The organism is bacterium SCSIO 12741, from assembly GCA_024398055.1.
Taxonomy (GTDB): Bacteria; Bacteroidota; Bacteroidia; order Flavobacteriales_G; family Salibacteraceae; genus SCSIO-12741.
In genome coordinates, this window is record CP073749.1 from 3,070,833 (window position 1) to 3,091,846 (window position 21,014).

Consider the following 21,014-nt stretch of genomic DNA (forward strand, 5'->3'; position numbering starts at 1 on the left):
CCGGTCGTGAAGAAGTTTTAAAGGGCTTCTTTTCCATTTTCCAAACCCTTGGTGCCATTCCGTTGTAAAATGTATGCTGGCTGCCGATTACAGTATTTAGCCAGTTCGATTCCAGGGGAATCAAATTAGGAATCAGAAAACGGGGTATATTTAACCGCTTCTATACACAGACAACAAAATGATAAAGAATATTGGGTTGCTGGTTGTGAGTTTCATCGCAGCAGGCGCGCTACATGCACAGGAAATGATTGGTAAATCGGGCTCTCAGGCCTCTGATTTTACCCAATACCAGGAACAATGGGCAGCTTGGAAAGATAAAGCTGGAGAAAACACCAAAGGCAGTAAATGGCTAGAACGTTGGTTGCATTTTAATGAATCGCGAACCACCGGTCAAGGTGCCCTGGCACCCAATTCCTATTTTTTGGATGCGGCTATTCAAAATGCCCGGATCCAAAACCACAGCAGTGCATCTCGTGCCTCTGATTCAACCTGGATTCCTGAAGGACCCGATACTTTGGTTTTTTCTTACAACAATGCTTCGAGCCATGGTGTGGCAAGGGTAAATTGTATCGCTTTTCACCCGACAGATACCTTTACCTATTTTGTTGGAGTGGCCCAAGGAGGAATCTGGAAAACCACCAATTCCGGTAAATCCTACACGCCGATGAACAATGGTCTACCGGTAATTCGAATTAACGACATTGCCATTGATCCTAACAATCCAGAGATCATGTATGCTTCCATTGGAGATTACGCATACATGAGTGTAGCCCTTCAAACGGATGGAAGAAAACGAAATACCCACTACGGATTAGGAGTTTATAAATCGACTGATGGAGGTAAAAGTTGGAATCCTACGGGATTGTCTTACCAATTAACAGACTTGGATCAGTCTCTGGTTAGAAGGGTATTGATTAATCCGGCAAACAGTCAGGAGTTGGTAGCAGTAGGTGTAGCAGGTACCTGGAAGTCCTATGACGGAGGCGCTAACTGGACAGCTATTAACAACGAAATGATGTGGGATTTGGAAAGTAATCCCGATCGCCCGCAAACTTTGATTGCTTCAAGCGGATATGTACTTAATCTCGGCATTGGTCGTGCTGCTATTTGGCTTTCACATGATTTTGGGGATACCTGGACTCAGGCTTCAGCGCCAATTCCTCCTACCGATTCTATTCAGCGAATGGAAGTGTTGTTTGCTCGGGCAGATACCACCCGGGTTTATGCCTTGGCCTGTGGAGTAGATCGTGGCTTGTATGGATTTTATGAAAGTAGAGATGGAGGGAGAACCTGGAACCGCAAAATGATGGCTGCATCCGGTCCAAATCTTTTGCACTGGGGTGAAGGAACCTCTTCAGGAGGACAAGGAACCTACGACCTGGCTTTAATCACTGATGCCAATGATCCGGATAAGGTATTTACCGGTGGAATCAATGTTTGGGGATCGGATGATGGTGGTGCTACCTGGGATGGAGCCTCCTATTGGTTACGCTACTATGGATTCACCCCGCACGCCGACCAGCACCAATTTAAATACAATCCTTTGGACGAGAAGTACTACCTGTGTAATGACGGAGGAATCTTTAGAACCGATACCCTTATGATTGGTTCCTGGAGAGCGACCGATACGGTGCCGGGATACCAATTTCCAACGCAATGGGAAGATGTATCCAGTGGTATGCAGATTACTTCATTTTACCGTCTTGGCCTTTCTAAAAATAACCCTGGCTATATCGTAACAGGTGCTCAAGATAACGGAACATTTTACCGCGATTCAGCTGGAACCTGGATCAACATCTCTGGTGGAGACGGAATGGAGTGCATAATCGATCCAGATGATCCTGAGATTGTTTACACCTCTTCTCAGTACGGAAACTTTTACCGAACCCGCAACGGTGGACGAACTTCGAACTACTGGGGAAATGGAATTTCGGAAAACGGTGCCTGGACTACTCCTTTTGTTCAGCATCCAGATGATCCAGACATTTTCTATTCTGGTTTTGTAAACCTCTATAAAGTTGAAAACAACTTCGGTAGCCGAATCAATACACCGGGTAGCGGAGAATACATCAATGCTCTCCATATTTCAGGAAAGCATCCTGAGCACCTGGCTCTCACACGTAGAATCAACTACCAGAACTTCAATAACTCTGAATTATGGGTAACGGAAGACGAAGGAAACAACTGGCAGAATCGTACGGCCGGATTACCGGATAGTCTTTACCTCACTTACCTATTCATGGATGATCGCGATCCGGATAAAATGTGGGTAAGCGTTGGTGGATTTGCACCAGGAGTAAAGGTTTTTGAAACTTCGGATGGCGGTAAGAATTGGACCAATATTTCCCAAAACTTGCCCAACATTCCAGTGAACTGTGTAATTGAGGACGTAGAGTCTCGTGATAATGCACTTTATGTAGCAACTGATGTGGGAATCTACTACACCAATGACAGCATTAATGGTTGGAATTTGTACAGCAAAAACTTGCCCAATGTAATTGTGAGTGAACTGGAAATTCAACCCAAAGAAAGACGGATATACTGTACCACCTTTGGACGTGGAGTTTGGTCGGCAGAGTTGTTAGACTCCGCTTTTGTATTCCCTCAAGACACGGCTACTGACACAACAGATACATTGAATACAGTAGTGAATCAGAATTGGTATCAATCTCAGTTTGAACTTTATCCTAATCCCAACAACGGTCAGTTTACCATTCGGGCCAGCGTGTTGGAGGCAACCCGAGTAGAGTGGAGATTGATTGATGTAATGGGCAAAACCATTTACCGCAAACCTCAGGAACTTCAGCCTGGCATGCAGGAATGGGATTTGAATATGAATTTACTTCCTGGTCTTTATTACGTTCACTTTTCTAATGGACAGCGGAGTAAAGCACTTCAGTTTGTGGTAGAGTAATAGGTTCGAGTTTGTTTTTCGAAGACACTTTTCTGCCGGAGATTTAAAGCAATCAAGCCGTTTGGAAATGAAGGGGCAGGGTCAGACAAACCTGCGTTCCGATGGCATTTCCATGAACATCTTTTAAATCGATGATTTGAACGGTGTTGGCTTCACTCAAGTTATTATTCATCAGCTTAACCCTCCGAGAAGCAATGAGCATTCCGAAAGATTTGCTTTCGCCGGATGATGTTTTTCGACTTTTGGCAATTTCACGACCTATACCATTATCCGATATTTTAATGATGAGGTGCTCGTCTTGAGTCTCCAGGTCTAACGTGATTTTTCGCTCGCCCTGTTTTAGACGCAGTCCGTGCCAAATGGCATTTTCAATGTAAGGTTGAAACAAGGCCGGAAGTATCATACAGCTCGATAGATCCAGTCGATTTGAATTCACTTCGAATTGAATAGGTTCACCCGAAAATCTTTCCGATTCAATGGATATGTACTCCTGCATGAGGGAAATCTCATCTTTTAAGGAAACTTGCGTCGCCTCAGAATGGTTAAGCACCTTTCGCATAAGCTGAGAGAATCGGAGCAAATAGTTTTCGGCCTCCTTGGGCTGGTTTTTGGATAAATAGTATTGTGCAGAAGTGATGCTGTTAAAAATAAAATGAGGATTCAACTGCGCCTTCAATGCTCTTAATTCGAGCCGGGTGACTTCCACCTCTCGAGCTGTTTTTAGGCGTTCCTTTTCCTTTAATTGTCGCAAGCGATAGGTAAACAGTACGTAGATGATCAATAGGCCGACTATTACCCAAATAGATCTAAACCACCAAGTTTCCCAATAGGGAGGTGAGATGACGAATTGGATGATTTCCGGATCGCTATAGGGGGCACTGCCCAATCTGGCTTTTATCTTGAACTGATACGTTCCTGGAGGAAGGGTTGTATATTCTAAGGTTCTTTTTTTCGTGTCCTTCCAATCCTTGTCAACCCCCTCCATCATATAGGTTATGTACATAGGGGAATAGTTCAATTGTTGGAAGGTGAGTCCCGAAAAGTCGATTCCGATAAAATTTTGATCGTATTCCAATTCGTAGTTGCCCTTAACGATTGTATCCCGCTCATTGATCCTGATGCGGTTAATGAGGACCTTGGGCAGTTGTTTTTCATCTTGATCGTATTTTATTTTTTCAAAACGAGTGAGCCCGGTGGGCGTGCCGGAGTAATAATATTCTTCGAGTTCTGTTCCGCGCCATTGGAATGGCATAACCACTTCAAAATCTTGCATGTACATTTTGACTGGAAAATTTGTGGATCCCTTTTTATCGGTTTGAATGACATAATGGCCGTCCATACTGATTCCATTTATTTGACCCAAGTCGTCTTTAAATAGGGAACGAACATAAGACACTGCATAACCGTCTTTTGCCCAAATAGTACTGATTTTGCCATTTTCCACCATCCTTAATTTGAGTCCCTCGGGAGCAATCCAGAGACGACCATTTTCGTATTCTAAAGAGGCGTTTTCTAAAGGAGCTTCGTCAGGAAATTGCTCATTTAGAGAGTTTAAGTTTTGCCCATCGAAAAACCAAGTGTCTTCTTTATCGCTTATCCAGGCCTGATCAGGGGAGAGGTGAATAACGTCTGTGATATCGGTTGGGAATTGCCGTGATTTAAAAACTACACTATCCTTAATAAGGACGAAATACTGGTGCTTAGTGATTAATATAATGGTGCTATCCTGGGAGCCCTGTTTCATCAAAATCGGGGTTTCCAAATTAGCTGGTAGACCTTTAACGGGTAGTGAGTATTCTTGTTTGTCCGGATCCATTAAGAAAAGTCCATCGCTTGTTCCTACCCAGCAGTTTTGGAAATGTGTGTCGTAATAAATGTCCTCAATAGTATGCGGAAAAACGGGACTCTCATCAAAATATAAGTACCTGACCTGAGGCGATGAGTGGGGCTCAAAAACGCCCAGATGGTTTTCCGAATCCATGAAAATGATACGTTTTCCATCGCTGGTTACCCGAGGTAGATTGACTCGTGTATTCACCTCTTCCTTTCGCCAATCAAATGAGACATAACTGGGGTGAGGAATATGATACAGTCCATGACCGTACGTGGTAACCCAAATTCCTCCCTCGTGGTCCTCATGGGCCGGATAAGCCGCTTTGATGTCATTTAAATACCGGTATCCAAGAGATTCGTCGATTTTTCCTCCAGGATAATGGGTCAAGCCGTTATCCATACTTCCTACCCAAAGTCCTCCTTTACCATCTTGTAATATTCCATTTACCTGAGTTGGAGCTTGGTAGGTTTGGAGTAAGCCAGAGGAAGTGAATTCAGCTATCGTTTTTTGTTCACCTCCCGTTGAAAAAAGGAAGGTAGAGTCATTTCGTTTTAGGAGGATGGACCGGTTGCCGAAAGTGATATCCGGAATTGAAAATTGAAAGCGCAGGTCACCGGTATTGTTCAAGTAGCTTACCTGAAAGGGAGTTCCCTGGCGAGTTGAATCAAAGATGCTAAAAACCAGGGGGGCATCTTTTTCAAGCTCCATAATAACATAACCGTGATACCCCGATTGTAGCCCAATAACTTCCTTTACGCGACCTTCGGGTGAGACCTCGAATAATCCTTTTGTTTTTGTTCCGATAAGCAAGGTTTCATCCTTCAATATTTTCATCGATTGGACCTGATTCTCGGCGGTTAGGTGCTTGATGGAATCATTATAGGCATAAGCCATTAATCGGGGCCTGCCAAGGGTTCTAAACCAACCCAAGTCTCCCGATAAACTTTGAACCCAGATTTTGCCCGACTCCCCTTTGTACAATCTCGGAATGGCTCTTTGATCAAAATTCCCGAAAAGAGGAAACATGAAATCTTCCCCATCGAACCGAACCACATAGTTGGCCACATTTATCCAAAGCATCCCGTGGTCATCTGGAACCACATCAAAGGTCACATCACCGGTAAGTCCATTATCGCGGTTGTAGTGTTTCAATTTTACGGATGGGATTTGAGCGTTGGATGGTGTACAATTAAATCCGATTGATGTAACAACCAGAACAAAGCTTAGAATTTGAGAAAGTCGCATAGTTGAATTAGAGGGGAATAGGTTTAGGGCTATGGTGATTATAACAATACAAAACCGCTTGTATTGCATGCAAGTATAAGGAATGCCCATTGTATTTTACAAAGTGGTAAGAACTCATTCCGATGAGTTGGATGCAACCGCCTCAACGGTTATGGGTTAGAATACCTGGGTTTTGTAGCCAAACCGCTTGGTTATGTAAAGCTTTCATAGAACTCAGCATGATTTCATAGCTTTACTCCAAGCGTTTGCCGAAAAGCTTTAATAGAGTAGGCCAACTTTAATTAAACTAATTATGATTACAAGAAAATGTATTCAAATAAGCGCTGCTGTGCTTATGATTTTTCTGGCCGTGGGTTGTCAGAAGACCGAACAGGATGAAATTGCCGAAGAGGTAAAGGCATCTGTAGAGAACCAGGAATCTTCCGAGAATCAGGAACAACAGAAACAGCTCAAATCCGGTTTCTCATGTGAACTGGTTACTCACTATTCTTCCAATTATTTCACCCTGGCGGATGAGCTTTTTGGAACTGTGATTTCTCCAACGGGAGTATTAGACAGTTATATGGAATGCAAATATCCGGCTGCTGTTAATGGAGGAAATTGCTGCTCGCCGCAAACGGTGTATTTGGATATCAATGGTTCTCCAGGGTACTCCTATTTCCCTTTGGCGTTTGAATTTTGGGGAACCGGACCGTCCACCTATTCCTACTTGTCTGATGGAAAACTAACCCCGGCCGAACAGCAGGCTTTCATTAGTAGAGTAGAGAGTTACGCCCAAAGCCAGGTGGTTATTCCTTGCCAGAGCGGTTGGATGAATCCTGTTGCATACCGATTTGAATGGTCTCCCAGTGTTGCACCTGCAGGAGATGTGGCTATTATGGTTGTGGTGGATTATGCGCCAACTTGCCTTTCTATGTGGCCCTAATCAAGGATTATAATTCGCTCTTCATAAAGAGGGATGATGACCCCGAATTGACTCCTCAATTCCGGGGTTATTTTTTTTGTTTATTCTTGTTGAACCAAGCCAACAAATTCACCACAACCGCCTGAAAATCTGTTAAAAAATTCACCTTTTTTGAGAACGTAAATAGTTTACGGTTTGCCCCGGTACTTTGGTCCTGTAATCTTTTAAAAAGAATGAACATGACAACTCAAAACGACACCGGAAAATGGCCAAAGCCAGACAACTTAAGTCCTCACGCCTGGAACTACATGATCAAAATTGCCCGCGATATTTGGGCCAGTCATGAAAACGGTTCCGATTGGAAAAACAAAGTTCTGATCAGCTGTAAGGAATTCTACCAACTTCTTTTGGACGACCAGGGAAAATTGATTTTAAGCAAATCTGAATTGCTCCGTTTTGCCAACAATGCCCACATCCGAAATTGGTCGAATGAGTTGTTGATGGAAGGTCTTAATCTAATGCACAACCGAGAATATGAATTGGCCATTAATAAGTTGCAATTGCACTTGATGATGGATCCTGATTCTGCTTCAGGCTATGCCAAGCTTGCCGAATGCGAAAGTGCTACCGGTCAATGGCGCAGCGCACTAACCAACTGGAACCACGCCCTAATGAGAGCACCCAAAGAAGCATCCTACTATGAAGGCCGCGCTCAGGTTTACTCATTCCTCGATCAGGATGAGAAGGCCTTGGACGATTTGAACTTTGCTCTGCTGCTCAACCGCCGCCTGGCCAGTGCCTTTGCGGCCCGTGCCGTCATCTTTCAATCTCGTCAGCAGTTCGTTGATGCCTTGAAAGAAATCGACCAAGCGCTTAAGCTAAACCCTGCTAACCAAGAGTTTAAATTGATGCAAGCAGCTATTTACCTGGCCATGAATAAATTGCCAATGGCTTATAAGATCTACCGTCAAATTTTGGCCGAAGATCCCTTCAATATAGAAGCCATTTTCAGAAGAGCTCTGATCAAAGTGGAATGCGATATTGAAGTTGCCAGTGCTGAAGATGATTTGATTCTCGCTCGTTCTTTGGGTCATCCATTGGCTGAAAAATACCTATTGGATTGGTTCTACCCTGGAAGCGATTTGGGTATTCAAAACGCAGCCTAATAATCGTTCATTTTTTAAAAGATACAAGACCGATCTACCAACCTACCAGCCAATAATCAACCAGTGACCAACCGACCAACCCCAGGTGAATGCTTCCGAATCCAACCCCTTGCGGAAGCATTCACCACACGGGGCTATTTGGAATTTTGAATGTTGAATTTTCAATCTTGAATTTTGATACTCGGGTGCTTATCTAACATTTCAAAATTCAGCGTTCAGAATTCGAAATTCAAGATTCAAAATATCCGCGCCTCGGCCGATCTTCAACCACCTACCTCAAAAGCACCGGGTCCGTTCCCTTCGCTCAACCACCTTACGGGCCCGGTGCCGGTTGAAGACTTGGTTAATTCTGAATGCTGAATGCTGAATTTTCAATTTCGATAAAATCAGGTGATATTATTTAGTATTCCCATTAGTCACCAATCCAATCATCCCTGAAGATTCAAGATTGAAAATTCGAAATTCAAGATTGGATATTCAAAAGCTCCTTTCATCCTCGCTTATTTCCCTTTATCCCTGCTAAAGTACATGTATGACAATTTGAGAAATGGTGACTAAAAGCCTCGTATACTTGTAGGGATGATTGAACTAGAAAACCTGAACAAGTATTACCGCATTGGTAAGAACGAGTTGCACGTGCTTAAGAACGTCAACCTTCATATTGGTCCGGGAGAGCTGGTTTCCGTTATGGGGTCCTCGGGTTCAGGCAAATCGACTTTATTGAATATTCTCGGAATTCTGGATAAATATGATTCCGGAGAATATCGTTTGGATGGAGAACGAATTCGATTTCTTTCTCAGCGAAAAGCCGCCAAATTTCGCAACCATTTATTGGGGTTTATTTTCCAATCGTTTAACCTCTTGAGTTATAAGAATGCGGTTGAAAATGTGGCTCTTCCTCTTTATTATCAGGGCGTTTCGCGTAAGAAACGCAACAAGCTTGCTTTGGAATACTTAGATAAGGTGGGCTTGTATGATCGAGCTGATCACTTGCCTTCGGAATTATCCGGTGGACAGCAACAGCGGGTTGCCATTGCCCGGGCCCTGATTACCAAGCCTAAGGTTATTCTGGCGGATGAACCTACGGGAGCTTTGGATACCCAAACTTCGCACGACGTGATGAACCTGTTTAAGGAAGTAAACAAGGAAAACATTACCGTATTGATTGTAACGCACGAAGATGACATTGCCAATCGCACCGATCGTTTGATTCGATTGACCGACGGAATTATAGCCAACCAGGAATAACATGTTTAGCCTCGATAATCTTCATGAAATTCTCAGTGCCATCCGCAAAAACAAATTGCGGACCTTCCTCACAGGATTTGCTGTGGCTTGGGGAATTTTTATGTTGGTTATTCTCTTAGGTGCTGGAAAGGGGCTGGAAAACGGGGTGAAGACTCAGTTTAACGATGATGCGGTAAACAGTCTCTGGATTACACCCGGAGTAACCAGTATGCCCTATGAAGGCCACCGTGTAGGAAGGCGCTTACAATTTGACAACGAAGATTACGAATACGTAAAAAATCGAATAGAAGGAACTGAATTTGTCACCAACCGCTACGTGATGTGGAGTCAGGTAGCCAACTACCAAAAGGAGTCCGGGAGCTATCACATGCGTGGTACGACTCCTGAGCATCGCTTGCTCGAGAATACGATCGTTTTGGAAGGGCGATTTCTCAATCAGGATGATTTGACCGAACGGAGAAAGGTTGCAGTAGTGAGCACCCTGGTTCGCGATGAATTGTTTGATGGGAAGTCGCCGGTTGGTGAATATTTTAAATTGTCTGGGAGTAATTACAAAATTGTAGGACTCTACCACGATGAAGGATCTGATTGGGAATTGAGGAATATTTACGTTCCGGTTTCCACCCTGCAATTGATTCAAAACGATCCTAATCGGCTTAATCGAATTATGACCACTGTAGGAGATGCATCGGTGATAGAAAGCTACAAGATTGCTTGGGACATCAATACCTATATGGCTCAGAAATACAACTACAATCCTCGGGATTTGAGAGCTGTTCGGATAGGAAACAATGTGGAGAGTTACGAGAAGGTGATGAACCTGTTTAACAACATCGAACTTTTTATCTGGTTTGTGGGGATGGGCACCATTTTCGCGGGCATTGTGGGAATTGGGAATATTATGACCATTGTAGTGAAAGAACGAACCAAGGAAATAGGAATACGAAAGGCGCTTGGAGCTTCTCCGTTTTCCATTATTTCGCTCATTCTTTCAGAGGCCATTTTCATCACCTCGGTTGCTGGATATTTGGGCCTCCTATTGGGCGTGGTTACGCTGGAGAGTCTTTCTGGAGCCATTGGGGATAGTGTGGAAGTTTTTAAGCAACCTGAAATCGATTTTCAAGTAGCCATTATGGCCACTTTAGTATTAATTGTAGCTGGATTGTTGGCGGGCTTGATTCCCGCTCAGCGTGCAGCACGAATTGAACCTGTAGTAGCTTTAAGAGAAGAGTAGGTAGGTATGTTTGATCGCGATAAATGGTATGAAATATGGGTGGTGTTAAGCCGCAATCCGATTCGGACCCTCCTTACTGCGTTTGGGGTGTTCTGGGGGATTTTCATGCTGATCATTATGCTGGGCTCGGGTAAAGGATTGGAAAATGGAGTGCAGGATGATTTCGGAACCTTTGCTACGAACAGTCTTTTTGTTTGGACCAATCGCACTTCGATTCCCTACAAAGGCATGCCCCGGAACCGGACCTTCAACTTAAAGAATGACGACATCCCGGTATTAAAGGATAGAATTCCTGAGATCAAAATCATTGCGCCTCGCTGTCAGTATAATGGCTATGGGGAACAGTAAGTGTTTCCCGAAACAATATTGCCGGTAGTTTTCAGGTGATGGGTGATGTGCCTGAACTCATTTTGATCAATCCCCGAAGGGTTACCGAAGGACGCTTTCTCAACCCCATGGATGTGGATGAAAAGCGAAAGGTCGTGGTCATTGGTCAACGGGTACGCGACGTTCTTTTTGAGCGAGACGAAGAAGCTATTGGTGAATACATTTTGATCAGTGGGGTTTGGTTTCGGGTAATTGGCGTTTTTCAAAACATGAACGACAACAAGGCCGATGACGGAGACTTGGAAACCATATACACGCCTATATCTACCTATCAGCAGGCCTTTAATATTGGAGATAATATTGGTTGGCTATCCATCAATACGGTAGATGGGGTAAACGTGAGTTCCATAGAAGACAAGGTGTTTAAGGTTTTGGCCGAAAGACATTTGGTATCTCCGGAAGATAAACGTGCCTTTGGTCACTACAACATGGAAGAAGGATTCCTCAAAATGCAGAACCTGTTCATTGGAATTCGGTTTTTGATTTGGTTGGTTGGTATAGGTACCCTGTTGGCTGGTGTGATTGGAATTAGCAACATCATGTTGATTGTGGTGAAAGAAAGAACGAAGGAAATTGGAATTCGGAAAGCCATTGGAGCCCCGCCTTTATCCATCGTTAGTCAAATTGTAGCAGAAACCTTGATACTCACTTCCGTTGCAGGATATGTAGGATTGGTGGTTGGCGTTTTTGCCATGGAATCGCTGAACAGTGCGATGGAAACCTATGGATTGAGTGGAGAGATGTTTAGAAACCCTGAAGTTGATTTTGGAGTAGCGATCACCGCTACCGTTGTCATTATTTTTGCCGGCGCTGTGGCGGGCTTCATTCCTGCGAGTGTAGCTTCCCGTATTAACCCGGTGATTGCCCTAAAAAGTGAAGGATAATCATGAAACGAGCCCTTACCCTATTGTTAGTTATTGCCCTGGTAGGAACCTTTGGATACACGATTTATTACCTGTACCAAAAGTCTCAGGAGTCGCCTAAAATGGCACTAACAGAAAAGCCATTTACCGATAATGTGATTCGAAAAACTGTGGCTACCGGATCGGTGGTTCCGCGAAAAGAGGTGGAGATTAAACCCAATATTTCAGGAATTATTCAGGAACTCTATATCGAAGCTGGCGATTTGGTTGAGGTGGGAACGGTTTTGGCCAAGGTGCGTATCATCCCAGATTTGGAACGCTTGAATGCCGCAGAAGCCCGATTGGAAAGAGCCAACATCTCGTTGGAAAATGCCCAATTGGACTACGACCGAAACCAGAAGTTGTACGAGCAAAAGGTAATTTCAGCGGCTACTTTGCAACCGTTTGAATTGGCCCTCAAAAATTCGAAACAAGAGTTGGAAGCTGCTAAGGATAACCTGGACATTATTCGTGAAGGTGCCACCCGCAAGTCGAGTGCAACCACCAATACGCTCATTCGGGCCACGGCTGGTGGAATGGTGTTGGACGTGCCAGTGAAAGAGGGAAACTCGGTGATCGAAGCCAACAACTTTAATGAGGGGACTACCATTGCCTTTATTGCCGACATGAGTGATATGATTTTTGAAGGAAAAGTGGATGAATCAGAAGTGGGAAAACTTCGCCTGGAAATGCCACTTATTCTCAAAATCGGAGCGATCGAAGGAGAACAGTTTGATGCTCGCCTGAGCTATATAGCACCGAAAGGAAAAGAAGAAAATGGCGCTATCCAATTTGATATCAAAGCCCAGGTAAATCTTCAGGATTCCAATTTTGTTAGAGCTGGTTACAGTGCCAATGCGGATATTGTTTTAGACCGGGTGGATAGTGTACTTTGTATCAACGAAAGCCTACTCAAGTTTGAAGAAGACAAACCTTATGTGGAAGTTGAGATAGGTCCTCAAGAGTTTGAAAAACGCTTTATCAAAACGGGTCTTTCCGATGGAATCAAGGTGGAAATTCTCGATGGTATCACAGCCACGGACCAAATCAAATCTCGTATGGTTCCAGCCGATGAATACGAAGAGTTGAAAGCTAAGGAGCAGGTTTAGAATCCCATGGTCATTGGAAGAATTCGGATTCCAAAATTTTGAATTCTAAATTTTGACGCTCTTCTTATTTGACCCTTTGGTAGTCTTGCGATGATTCCCATTCCGTTTTTGTTCGTCAAAAAACATACGTAATTCGGCATTTTGTCTACGCATCTCCTGTTGGGCTGATTCTACTTTAGTTCTGCTAAATGGATAACCCCAAACAAACATTATGCAAGAGACAGTAAACGTAGAAAAGGTCAAATTATCTCATCGAAAAATTTATACCGACATTATCATCAAGGCCCCGGCAGAAAAGGCTTGGGAAGTACTAAGCGATACCAGCTCCTATAAGAATTGGGCTGCTTTTATGGTCGCCATTGAAGGAGATTTAAAAGACGGGAATAAGATTACCGCGAAATTTCAATTGGATCCAGCCAAGGAAAAATTCAATACGATTGATCACCATATTCAGGTGGAGGATGGAAAATCTTTTTTCTGGGCAGAAAAGGGCCCCATGGGAATCTGTGATAATCACCATTTTATCATTGAAGCCATTGATCACAAAACGTCCCGATTCATTCAGAAGGATGAATTGACCAAAGGAGCTACTTGGCTATTGGGAGGATATCTTTCTAAAATCTATGTGAAGGGATACCAAGCATTTAACCGTCAATTGAAAAAAGAAGCGGAACTTCGGTTTTCCAAATCTTAGCATCCCTTTATGGACGATATTCTTCGAATCCAAAGTATTACGCAGCTACACGATCTGCTGGGCCTGGACAAACCCAAACACCCCTTGATTTCTGTTTTTACTTTCGGAAAAGAACACTACGATAATGCAGTCGAGAATTTTAGGTACTCCTTTGAGCTCTATCAGATTAGCCTCAAGGGAAATTGCCCTTTTACCATTTCTAAGTACGGCAGAAACTCCTATGATTTTCAGGAATGTTCTATGATTTTTACGGCACCCAATCAAGTACTGGAGTTTAATAGAAACTACAAGCCAAACGATGATGACTGTTGGACCTTGGTCTTTCATCCGGATTTGATACGGGTGGCTGATTTGGGCAAACGAATAGATGACTATTCCTTCTTTTCTTATGCCTCCAATGAGGCTCTCCATTTATCCGCTGAGGAAAGGAAAACGGTTTCAGAAATAAGCCAAAAAATAGAACGAGAGTACGATAACAACATTGATGCGCACAGCCAAACGCTCATTATTTCGAACCTCGAATTGCTGCTGAATTACTGCGTCCGGTTTTACGACCGACAGTTTTATACCCGAACCAATTTCAATCAAGGCGTTGCCAGCGATTTTGAACAGCTCTTAAAATCCTACTATGTCGAAGAAAAGCAATTGGAAATGGGAGTGCCTTCGGTTCAGTATTGTGCAGAAGAAATGGGTATGTCTCCACGCTATCTGAGTGATCTATTGCGAAAAGAAACGGGCAGGGGGACGCAGGATCATATATATCATTTCATTATTGAAAAAGCCAAAACGAGGTTGCTCAATTCGAATGATAATACCAGTGAAATCTCTTATTACCTCGGCTTCGAATATCCCCAGTATTTCAGTAAAATGTTCAAGAAGAAAACGACAATGAGCCCTAAGGAATACCGGCAGAGTTTGAATTGATTTGTGGGTTTTAAACCATTTCCTTAAAACTCATGCTTCAACCAAAAGCAGTAAGGATTCTCCTTTCTAACCAAAATTTCGAAGGCATCTAATTCAACAGAAGTTTTGGCTTTGTTCCAGAAGTAAACGACCAATTCTCCACCTTGACTCTTGTTGTAAAGGGCAGGGCCAGGTTCAAAGCTTAGCACTGTCCATGAGTTGTGGTAACCGAGGTACTGAGCAAGATTTCGGGTTTCATAATGAAGAGTGGAATCTCCTTTTACGATGGCAAGAACCAGGAATTGATTTTGTCTTTGAGAGGAGGATTGCAAATAGAAATCGGCTACTTGCTGAGGATGTTGGATGAGGTCGTTAAACGGAATCCGGTATTCAAGGGCAAACTCACAGGCTGAATCAATTTTTACAGAAGGAACAAAGTTTGAATCTTCTTGTAAACGACAGCCATCGTGAATGTTCCAGGAACCCTGTCCCGAAGGGTAAAACACGGATTCATAAAATGCGGTGTCCTGAATGTTTTTGTAGTTCAGCGTATCTCTAAAATCCTTGCTTAATAGGAAGTAATCCAGCAGGTAGTAATTGCCACGTTCAAGCAGATATGGATATTCTTTGCGTAGTCTACCAATCCAATCGCGACCCGGTTGCCAGGCCGCCGATACTGCTATACGATCGGATCCCGTTTCCTGGACAAAGTTTTCTGCCTGGTACAGTGAAGCACTGTCGGTCCATTCGATTAAGCGATATGGCGCTCTTTCCTTATTGGGCCATTGCAGGTCAAAAAAGTGGGTCATCGAGGTAGAACCTCGGTAGAGCAGGGGTACATTAGAATCCTTAAGTTGGAGTTTGGCTTTTTCCCAAGCGATAACGGGTTTCTCATAGCCGTCTTCATAAAAGCGTTCGTAGTACTCACGCCCGTATATCAAGGAATAAACCGAGGGGATTAAGACCAATAACAAAAAGGCGATCTGGTAAGAGGTTTTTTCGGTACGTATCAGTGAAAAGGCAGCGAGCAGCAGAAAGGGAAAACCGAAAAGTAGTCCCGAATACTGTAGCATTGGGGTTCTCCAAATGGAATACAAATAGCCAATGAGAAAAGGTAGTGCAAACCAACTTAGACTCAACAACCTTCGACCCCAGAACTGGAATAGATTTTTGCCCGAAGTAAGTATTCCAATCCCGATAACGGCAAGTATGCAAACCGTAAATACATCAGAAAAATGAAACAGAAAATTCAGCCATTGCCACAGGAAATCATCTTCGGGTGGCGGCAACCATCCACCCGGTGATCCATAGGCCAATTGCTTAACAAAGAGTGGAAGATGGGGCAAGTACAAAGCACCTAAAGCCAGGGATAACAGGATGTACTGCTTCCATTCGCTTTTTCGTAAAAACAGGAGGGCTGAAGCCCAAATAATGCCAGCCATCATAAAGCTGAAATAATGGTTGTACATGGCCAGAGATGTAGAAATCAACCATCCTACCTGAACGCCAATACTTCGTTTTTCATCAAACACGTATCGCGTAAAGAACCAAGCCGCGGCAAGAGCGAAAAACATCCCGCTAGCATACGGCCGAATGATTTGGCTATACATCACCGAAAACTGTACCGATGCCAGAAGAGCAGAACTCAATAATCCAGTGGTAGGGCTAAACCAACGTTTGCCCAGGTAGAAGGTAATGACCACGGATCCCAATCCCATGAGTAGAAAAGGCAACTTGACCAAGGCCGTTTCATAGCCCACCAACTGAGTGTAGTAGTGCATCATGATCTGGATACCTGCGGGATGCACGTCATTCCAAATTCCTTCGCGGATCAATTCTTCAAAACTCCCATAGCCGGTGCGGTGCAGGACGCTTAATTCATCCAAGGTAAAGGAGATTTCCGAAGCCCTGAAAAACCGGAGTACAGCCGCCGTTGGAAAAACGACCAACCAAAACAAGCCTATGGTGATCCGGTTTGAGGAAATCATGGGCCAAAAATAGAGAACGGTTTGAATAGTTCTTGTGCCAATCGCTGTTCAGAACAATACTGTAATTTTACCCCGACCCATGGCCACGACAAAACATACGGAAATCCTTAAGAAATACTGGGGTTATGACGCTTTTCGTCCGCTTCAACAAGACATCATTGAGTCTGTTTTAGTGGGTACGGATACTTTGGCTTTGTTGCCCACCGGTGGAGGAAAATCGATTTGTTTTCAAGTACCTGCTTTAATGAGTGAGGGGCTATGTCTGGTCATTTCTCCGCTCATCGCCCTCATGAAGGATCAAGTACAAAACCTTCAGGAAAAAGGAATTAAGGCCCAGGCCCTGACTTCGGGGATGAGTAGACGTGAGATTGATGTAGCCCTTGACAACTGTATTTATGGATCGATCAAGTTTCTTTACGTATCGCCCGAGAGGTTGAGATCGGAGTTGTTTCGCAGCCGGGTACAGCAGATGAATTTATCTCTGATTGCGGTGGACGAAGCGCACTGTATTTCGCAATGGGGTTATGATTTTAGACCCGATTACCTTGAAATTGCCCAACTGCGCGAATGGGCACCTGGGGTACGAATGATTGCCTTGACAGCCACGGCTACACCCGAAGTGGTGGTCGACATTCAGGAAAAACTACAATTTGCCAAGCCTTGTGTCTTTCAGAAAAGTTTTGAGCGATCCAATTTGGTGTATTTGGTATACCGCGAACCAGATAAGTTTGGAAAACTACGTCGACTGATCGACAAGGTGGGTGGTTCGGGAATCGTTTATGTTCGAAACCGCAGGCGAACCATGGATTTGGCTCGGCAATTGAAGCAATTGGGCTACTCTGCTGAGGCCTATCATGCGGGTATGGGAATCACCGAAAGAGATGCCCGACAGCATTCTTGGATAAAAGGAGAAACCCAGATCATAGTGGCGACCAATGCCTTTGGAATGGGAATCGATAAACCTGACGTTCGCTGGGTGGTCCATCTGGACTTGCCGGAATCGCCAGAAGCCTATTTCCAAGAGGCGGGTAGGGCTGGAAGAGATGGGAAAAAATCCTGGGCGGTGCTCCTGTTTGATGAAGGAGATATTGAGAAACTTCGGGAAAATTGGTTGACCTCTTTTCCGGAAAAACCGTTCATAAAGCGGGTATACACCGGTTTGGGGAATTACCTTCAACTGGCCATTGGGTCGGGAGAAGGCCGGATATTTCCCTTTGATTTGATTGATTTTTCCAACCGGTATCGGTTCAATCCAACGGAAACTTTTCACGCTCTAAAGCTTCTCGAACGAGAGGGCTATATTCACCTGTCGGATGCGGTTTATCAGCCGTCTAAGATTCAGGTGCTGTTGTCTAAATCGGAATTGTATAACCTGGAAGTTTCTCAGCCGGCCAGAAGTCAAATTCTCTTGACTTTACTCCGGTCTTATTCGGGAATGTTTGATCATCCTACTCCGGTCAGGGAGAAGTTGTTGGCCCAACGTCTCAATATAACCACGGGTGAATTGAGGAAAAAACTGCAGCACCTGCATCGGCAAAGAGTGATCGATTATCAACCATCCTCGGAAACTCCGAGAATTACCTTTCTCAAGGAAAGACTTCAGGATGAAAATGTGTTTCTCTCCAAGATCAACTACGAGGATCGGAAAAAGACCGGAGGGCAAAAAATGGAGGCGATGCTGGAGTATGTGCGATCCGAGCAATGTACGTCTCAAATTCTACTGCAGTATTTTGGAGAGGATGATGCCCCTGAATGCGGACAGTGTAATCGATGTCAGCAAAGACAATCCAATCATACCTCGTATTCCAGGGAGGAACTCATGCAGCTGATTATGCAAAAACTGGAGATAGGACCTGTAGCATTATCCGATTTGATCAAGGATTTCTCGCTTATTGAAGAGAACCAGCTGATAGAGACAGTCCAATGGCTTCACGGTGACGGACGTCTTGAAATAGGGCCTGGGAATCGGTTAAAACGCCTTTATTGAGGCGAGCTGTTCTGACCGATTAATTCTATGCATTCCTGAGCTTTTTCGTCATTTCCCAATTGGTGATATGCAGCCGCCATGTTGTTCAAAATGTTGGCATCTCCGGGCACATAAACAAGAGCTGTTTTCAGGTGCGTAAGGGCATTTTCAAATTGGCCCTGAATTAAGTAAATGGTTCCGATGGAGGATTGAGAATGAGCAAAAGCCGGATTCTCAGGAGTAACTTTTAGGAATCCCCGAATGGCGTTATCGTATTCCTCCAATTGGAATTGAGACATGGCCAGGTAGTAATTCACCTCTTCGAATTCTGGACGAATGCTTCGAGCCCGGTCAAAGTAAACCCGTGAAGAGTCAAAGCGACGTTCGTTCAGGAATGTCGCTCCGGTGTTGAACAGACTGAGGTATTGAAAATTGGTATCGCTGGAATGATGTAACTGGGCAAAAGGGGTGCGAGCCTGGGCAAACTGTCCCAAATTCAAATAAGCCTCGCCAAGCTGTAAACTGATTTGCTCATCCTCAGGAAACTTCTGGGAACCTTCCTTGCTTACCTTCAACATTTTGTCCCATTTACCTTGATTTTTTAGTACATCGGCCATTTCCTGGTAGATGTCGATGTACTCGGAGTAAATGGAGTAACTTTTGGTCAGGTAGTTCAAAGAGGACTGCAAAAGTCTTGAACGCTCATCCTGCTGGGTAGAAGCAAGGGCTTGACGCTTCAGTTGCTGACCGGCAAACCAATTTGCCCGGAAGGAGTTTTGGGATGTTTTCACATCCGTCAAGAGCAAGGTGTCGTTGTTTTCCCAAACTGGATTTCGCTGAATAGTGAGAACCGAAAAAATAAGGATAACCAAGCCCAAAATTCCATAGATGACGGCCGGCTTTTTTTCCTTCAAAAGCTGGATATGGATTAAGCAAACAAGGCCTAAAATAAAACCAAAGGAAGGAGTAAGTAGAAACCGTTCGCCGGCAGAAGAAGCGATGGACACAACCAGGTTGGAGTAGATGCTCAAGGTGATCAGAAACCACAACCAGCCCAAGGCCTGAACTTGCTTTTTTAATAACCCCCAAATGGCTAAGGCAAGAATGGAGATATAAAGCAAAGCCGAAATCCAGAATTGGGGTGAACTTAGATCGATGATTTCAAAAAAGCTGAGCGAGTAATCGTAGGTCAATGGAGAAGGGAATATGAGCAACTTCAAGTAGTAGAGCAAAATCGCGAAGGCCGTTGCCAGGTATTCTCCAAATCCGTTAGTTAGCAATAAGGCATTGTTAATCGCCGATAGTTTTTCTGAATCCCCATCAAAGGTTTGAGTGGATAGCACGGAGGAACGCAACAAGAAATAAACGAGAACGGGGGCCACAAAAAGCAAAGCTTTTGGGAGGGATTTCCGTACATTTCCTGATCCAAAGAACCAGGCGGCAAGTGGAAATAGTAGGACAAAAGTGACTGCATTCTCCTTACTGAGCAGGGCCAAAAGGTATACGCCAAGCGATGCGATTAGCGTTGAAAGGTTTGAATTTTCAAGGTACTTGGAAAACAGAAAGAGGGCCGAAATTCCCAAGCCAAATGAGAGCAGTTCGTCCAAACTTTTGATGTTAGCCACCACTTCCGTATGCAAGGGATGGACAGCAAAGACCAAGGCTAAGAGCAATACCAAAACGGGTTTGTCAGGCATCCATTTGCGGAGCAGGAGATAGCCTATTCCACAAAACAGGCTGTATAACAATACCTGAAGAAAATGATGGGCAAAAGGGGAGTTGTTGGTTAATCCATAAACCAGCGCATGAAGGGTTAGGGGCAGGGGACGGTAGGACTCATCATCCGCACCGCTAAAACCATAGAGGTAGGCATGGGACCAAATCTCGCCAATTCCGCCTACTCCTTTTTGAACGAGTGAATTGCCTGTTATTGCCGAAAGATCATCCAGCGCAAATTGGTTGCCCAATGAGTTGGCATATACCAACCAGCAGGTGATCACTACAATAAAAAAGGAATAAAGGGGATTACGCCAAACTGCATTCATTCCGAAAAGGGATTATGAAATTTTGGGCATGAAAATACTAATTCATGTACTTCTTCACCCTTCCTAATAACTCTTCGGTAGGCAAGTCTTGATCCAGGTACTTTTTAATGACTCCGATCAATTCCTCGGTGAGATTCGGATGAATGCCCAATTTAAAGCCAATTTGGCGGACAAATTCCTCTTCCTCTTTAGTCACTACTCCATCGATCTTGGTCAGGTAAAGGATTTGATATAGGATGGTCATTCGGTGCTTTTCAAGTTGGGGCGGGTCAAATTCAAAATCTTCAGAACTGGACCAAATCTCTTTCATTTCCGCTTCATCGATACCTAAACGCTGCCGCATATTCTCGATGAAAAAATGCTCTGTATCGTCCACATTTTGGTCAGCTTTGGCGAGCCTGATAAAGAGGGCGAGTAAGGATTTCTTGTTGTTGCGGATTTTTTCGAAGGGGTCGTTCATAGAACAAAGGAATCA

15 protein-coding genes are annotated in these 21,014 nt (G+C 44.1%); 11 read left to right on the top strand and 4 right to left on the bottom strand.

Going from position 1 to position 21,014, the window contains the following annotated elements:
- The first annotated feature begins 178 nt into the window (after window positions 1–178).
- Window positions 179–2,914 carry a T9SS type A sorting domain-containing protein gene (locus tag KFE98_13065; protein ID UTW60951.1) on the top strand — a complete coding sequence of 912 codons (2,736 nt, stop codon included), beginning with the start codon at window positions 179–181 and terminating at the stop codon, window positions 2,912–2,914.
- A gap of 52 nt (window positions 2,915–2,966) precedes the next feature.
- Here KFE98_13065 and KFE98_13070 read toward each other — a convergent pair whose 3' ends face one another.
- Complete coding sequence (locus tag KFE98_13070; protein ID UTW60952.1) at window positions 2,967–5,900, bottom strand: histidine kinase; 2,934 nt, start codon at window positions 5,898–5,900, stop codon at window positions 2,967–2,969.
- 385 nt (window positions 5,901–6,285) lie between these two features.
- Here KFE98_13070 and KFE98_13075 point away from each other — a divergent pair, with 385 nt between their 5' ends.
- The 9 genes from KFE98_13075 to KFE98_13115 all read left to right on the top strand — a co-directional run bounded on the left by KFE98_13075 (window position 6,286) and on the right by KFE98_13115 (window position 14,561).
- Entirely contained in the window at window positions 6,286–6,918 is a 633-nt protein-coding gene (locus tag KFE98_13075) for a hypothetical protein (protein UTW60953.1), read from the top strand.
- Between the two features lie 218 nt (window positions 6,919–7,136).
- Entirely contained in the window at window positions 7,137–8,063 is a 927-nt protein-coding gene (locus KFE98_13080; GenBank protein ID UTW60954.1) for a hypothetical protein, read from the top strand.
- 579 nt (window positions 8,064–8,642) lie between these two features.
- Window positions 8,643–9,311: an ABC transporter ATP-binding protein gene (locus KFE98_13085; protein UTW60955.1), complete on the top strand. Its 669-nt coding sequence runs from the start codon at window positions 8,643–8,645 to the stop codon at window positions 9,309–9,311.
- Between the two features lies 1 nt (window position 9,312).
- Window positions 9,313–10,545 carry an ABC transporter permease gene (locus KFE98_13090; GenBank protein ID UTW60956.1) on the top strand — a complete coding sequence of 411 codons (1,233 nt, stop codon included), beginning with the start codon at window positions 9,313–9,315 and terminating at the stop codon, window positions 10,543–10,545.
- Between the two features lie 6 nt (window positions 10,546–10,551).
- Window positions 10,552–10,893: an ABC transporter permease gene (locus KFE98_13095; protein UTW60957.1), complete on the top strand. Its 342-nt coding sequence runs from the start codon at window positions 10,552–10,554 to the stop codon at window positions 10,891–10,893.
- A 38-nt stretch (window positions 10,894–10,931) separates the two neighbouring features.
- Window positions 10,932–11,816 carry an ABC transporter permease gene (locus KFE98_13100; GenBank protein UTW60958.1) on the top strand — a complete coding sequence of 295 codons (885 nt, stop codon included), beginning with the start codon at window positions 10,932–10,934 and terminating at the stop codon, window positions 11,814–11,816.
- Window positions 11,817–11,818: 2 nt separating this feature from the next.
- A complete protein-coding gene (locus tag KFE98_13105) occupies window positions 11,819–12,943 on the top strand; it encodes an efflux RND transporter periplasmic adaptor subunit (protein UTW60959.1) in 1,125 nt (374 codons plus the stop codon).
- Between the two features lie 211 nt (window positions 12,944–13,154).
- Window positions 13,155–13,637 (top strand): SRPBCC domain-containing protein, encoded by a 483-nt coding sequence (locus KFE98_13110; GenBank protein ID UTW60960.1) that lies wholly within the window; start codon window positions 13,155–13,157, stop codon window positions 13,635–13,637.
- Window positions 13,638–13,646: 9 nt separating this feature from the next.
- Window positions 13,647–14,561, top strand: coding sequence for an AraC family transcriptional regulator (locus KFE98_13115; GenBank protein UTW60961.1), 915 nt, complete (start codon window positions 13,647–13,649; stop codon window positions 14,559–14,561).
- Between the two features lie 23 nt (window positions 14,562–14,584).
- Here KFE98_13115 and KFE98_13120 read toward each other — a convergent pair whose 3' ends face one another.
- Window positions 14,585–16,528, bottom strand: coding sequence for a glycosyltransferase family 39 protein (locus tag KFE98_13120; GenBank protein ID UTW60962.1), 1,944 nt, complete (start codon window positions 16,526–16,528; stop codon window positions 14,585–14,587).
- 79 nt (window positions 16,529–16,607) lie between these two features.
- On the opposite strand from KFE98_13120, the gene KFE98_13125 reads away from it, so the two are divergent.
- On the top strand, window positions 16,608–18,515 hold the full coding sequence (locus tag KFE98_13125; protein UTW60963.1) for a RecQ family ATP-dependent DNA helicase: 1,908 nt from the start codon (window positions 16,608–16,610) through the stop codon (window positions 18,513–18,515).
- Here the strand turns inward: KFE98_13125 and KFE98_13130 are convergent.
- Complete coding sequence (locus tag KFE98_13130) at window positions 18,509–20,539, bottom strand: tetratricopeptide repeat protein (protein UTW60964.1); 2,031 nt, start codon at window positions 20,537–20,539, stop codon at window positions 18,509–18,511. The genes KFE98_13125 and KFE98_13130 overlap by 7 nt on opposite strands.
- Window positions 20,540–20,576: 37 nt before the next feature.
- The gene (locus tag KFE98_13135) at window positions 20,577–20,999 is read right to left on the bottom strand and encodes a hypothetical protein (protein UTW60965.1); all 423 of its coding nucleotides are present in this window, start codon (window positions 20,997–20,999) and stop codon (window positions 20,577–20,579) included.
- Between the last annotated feature and the right edge of the window lie 15 nt (window positions 21,000–21,014).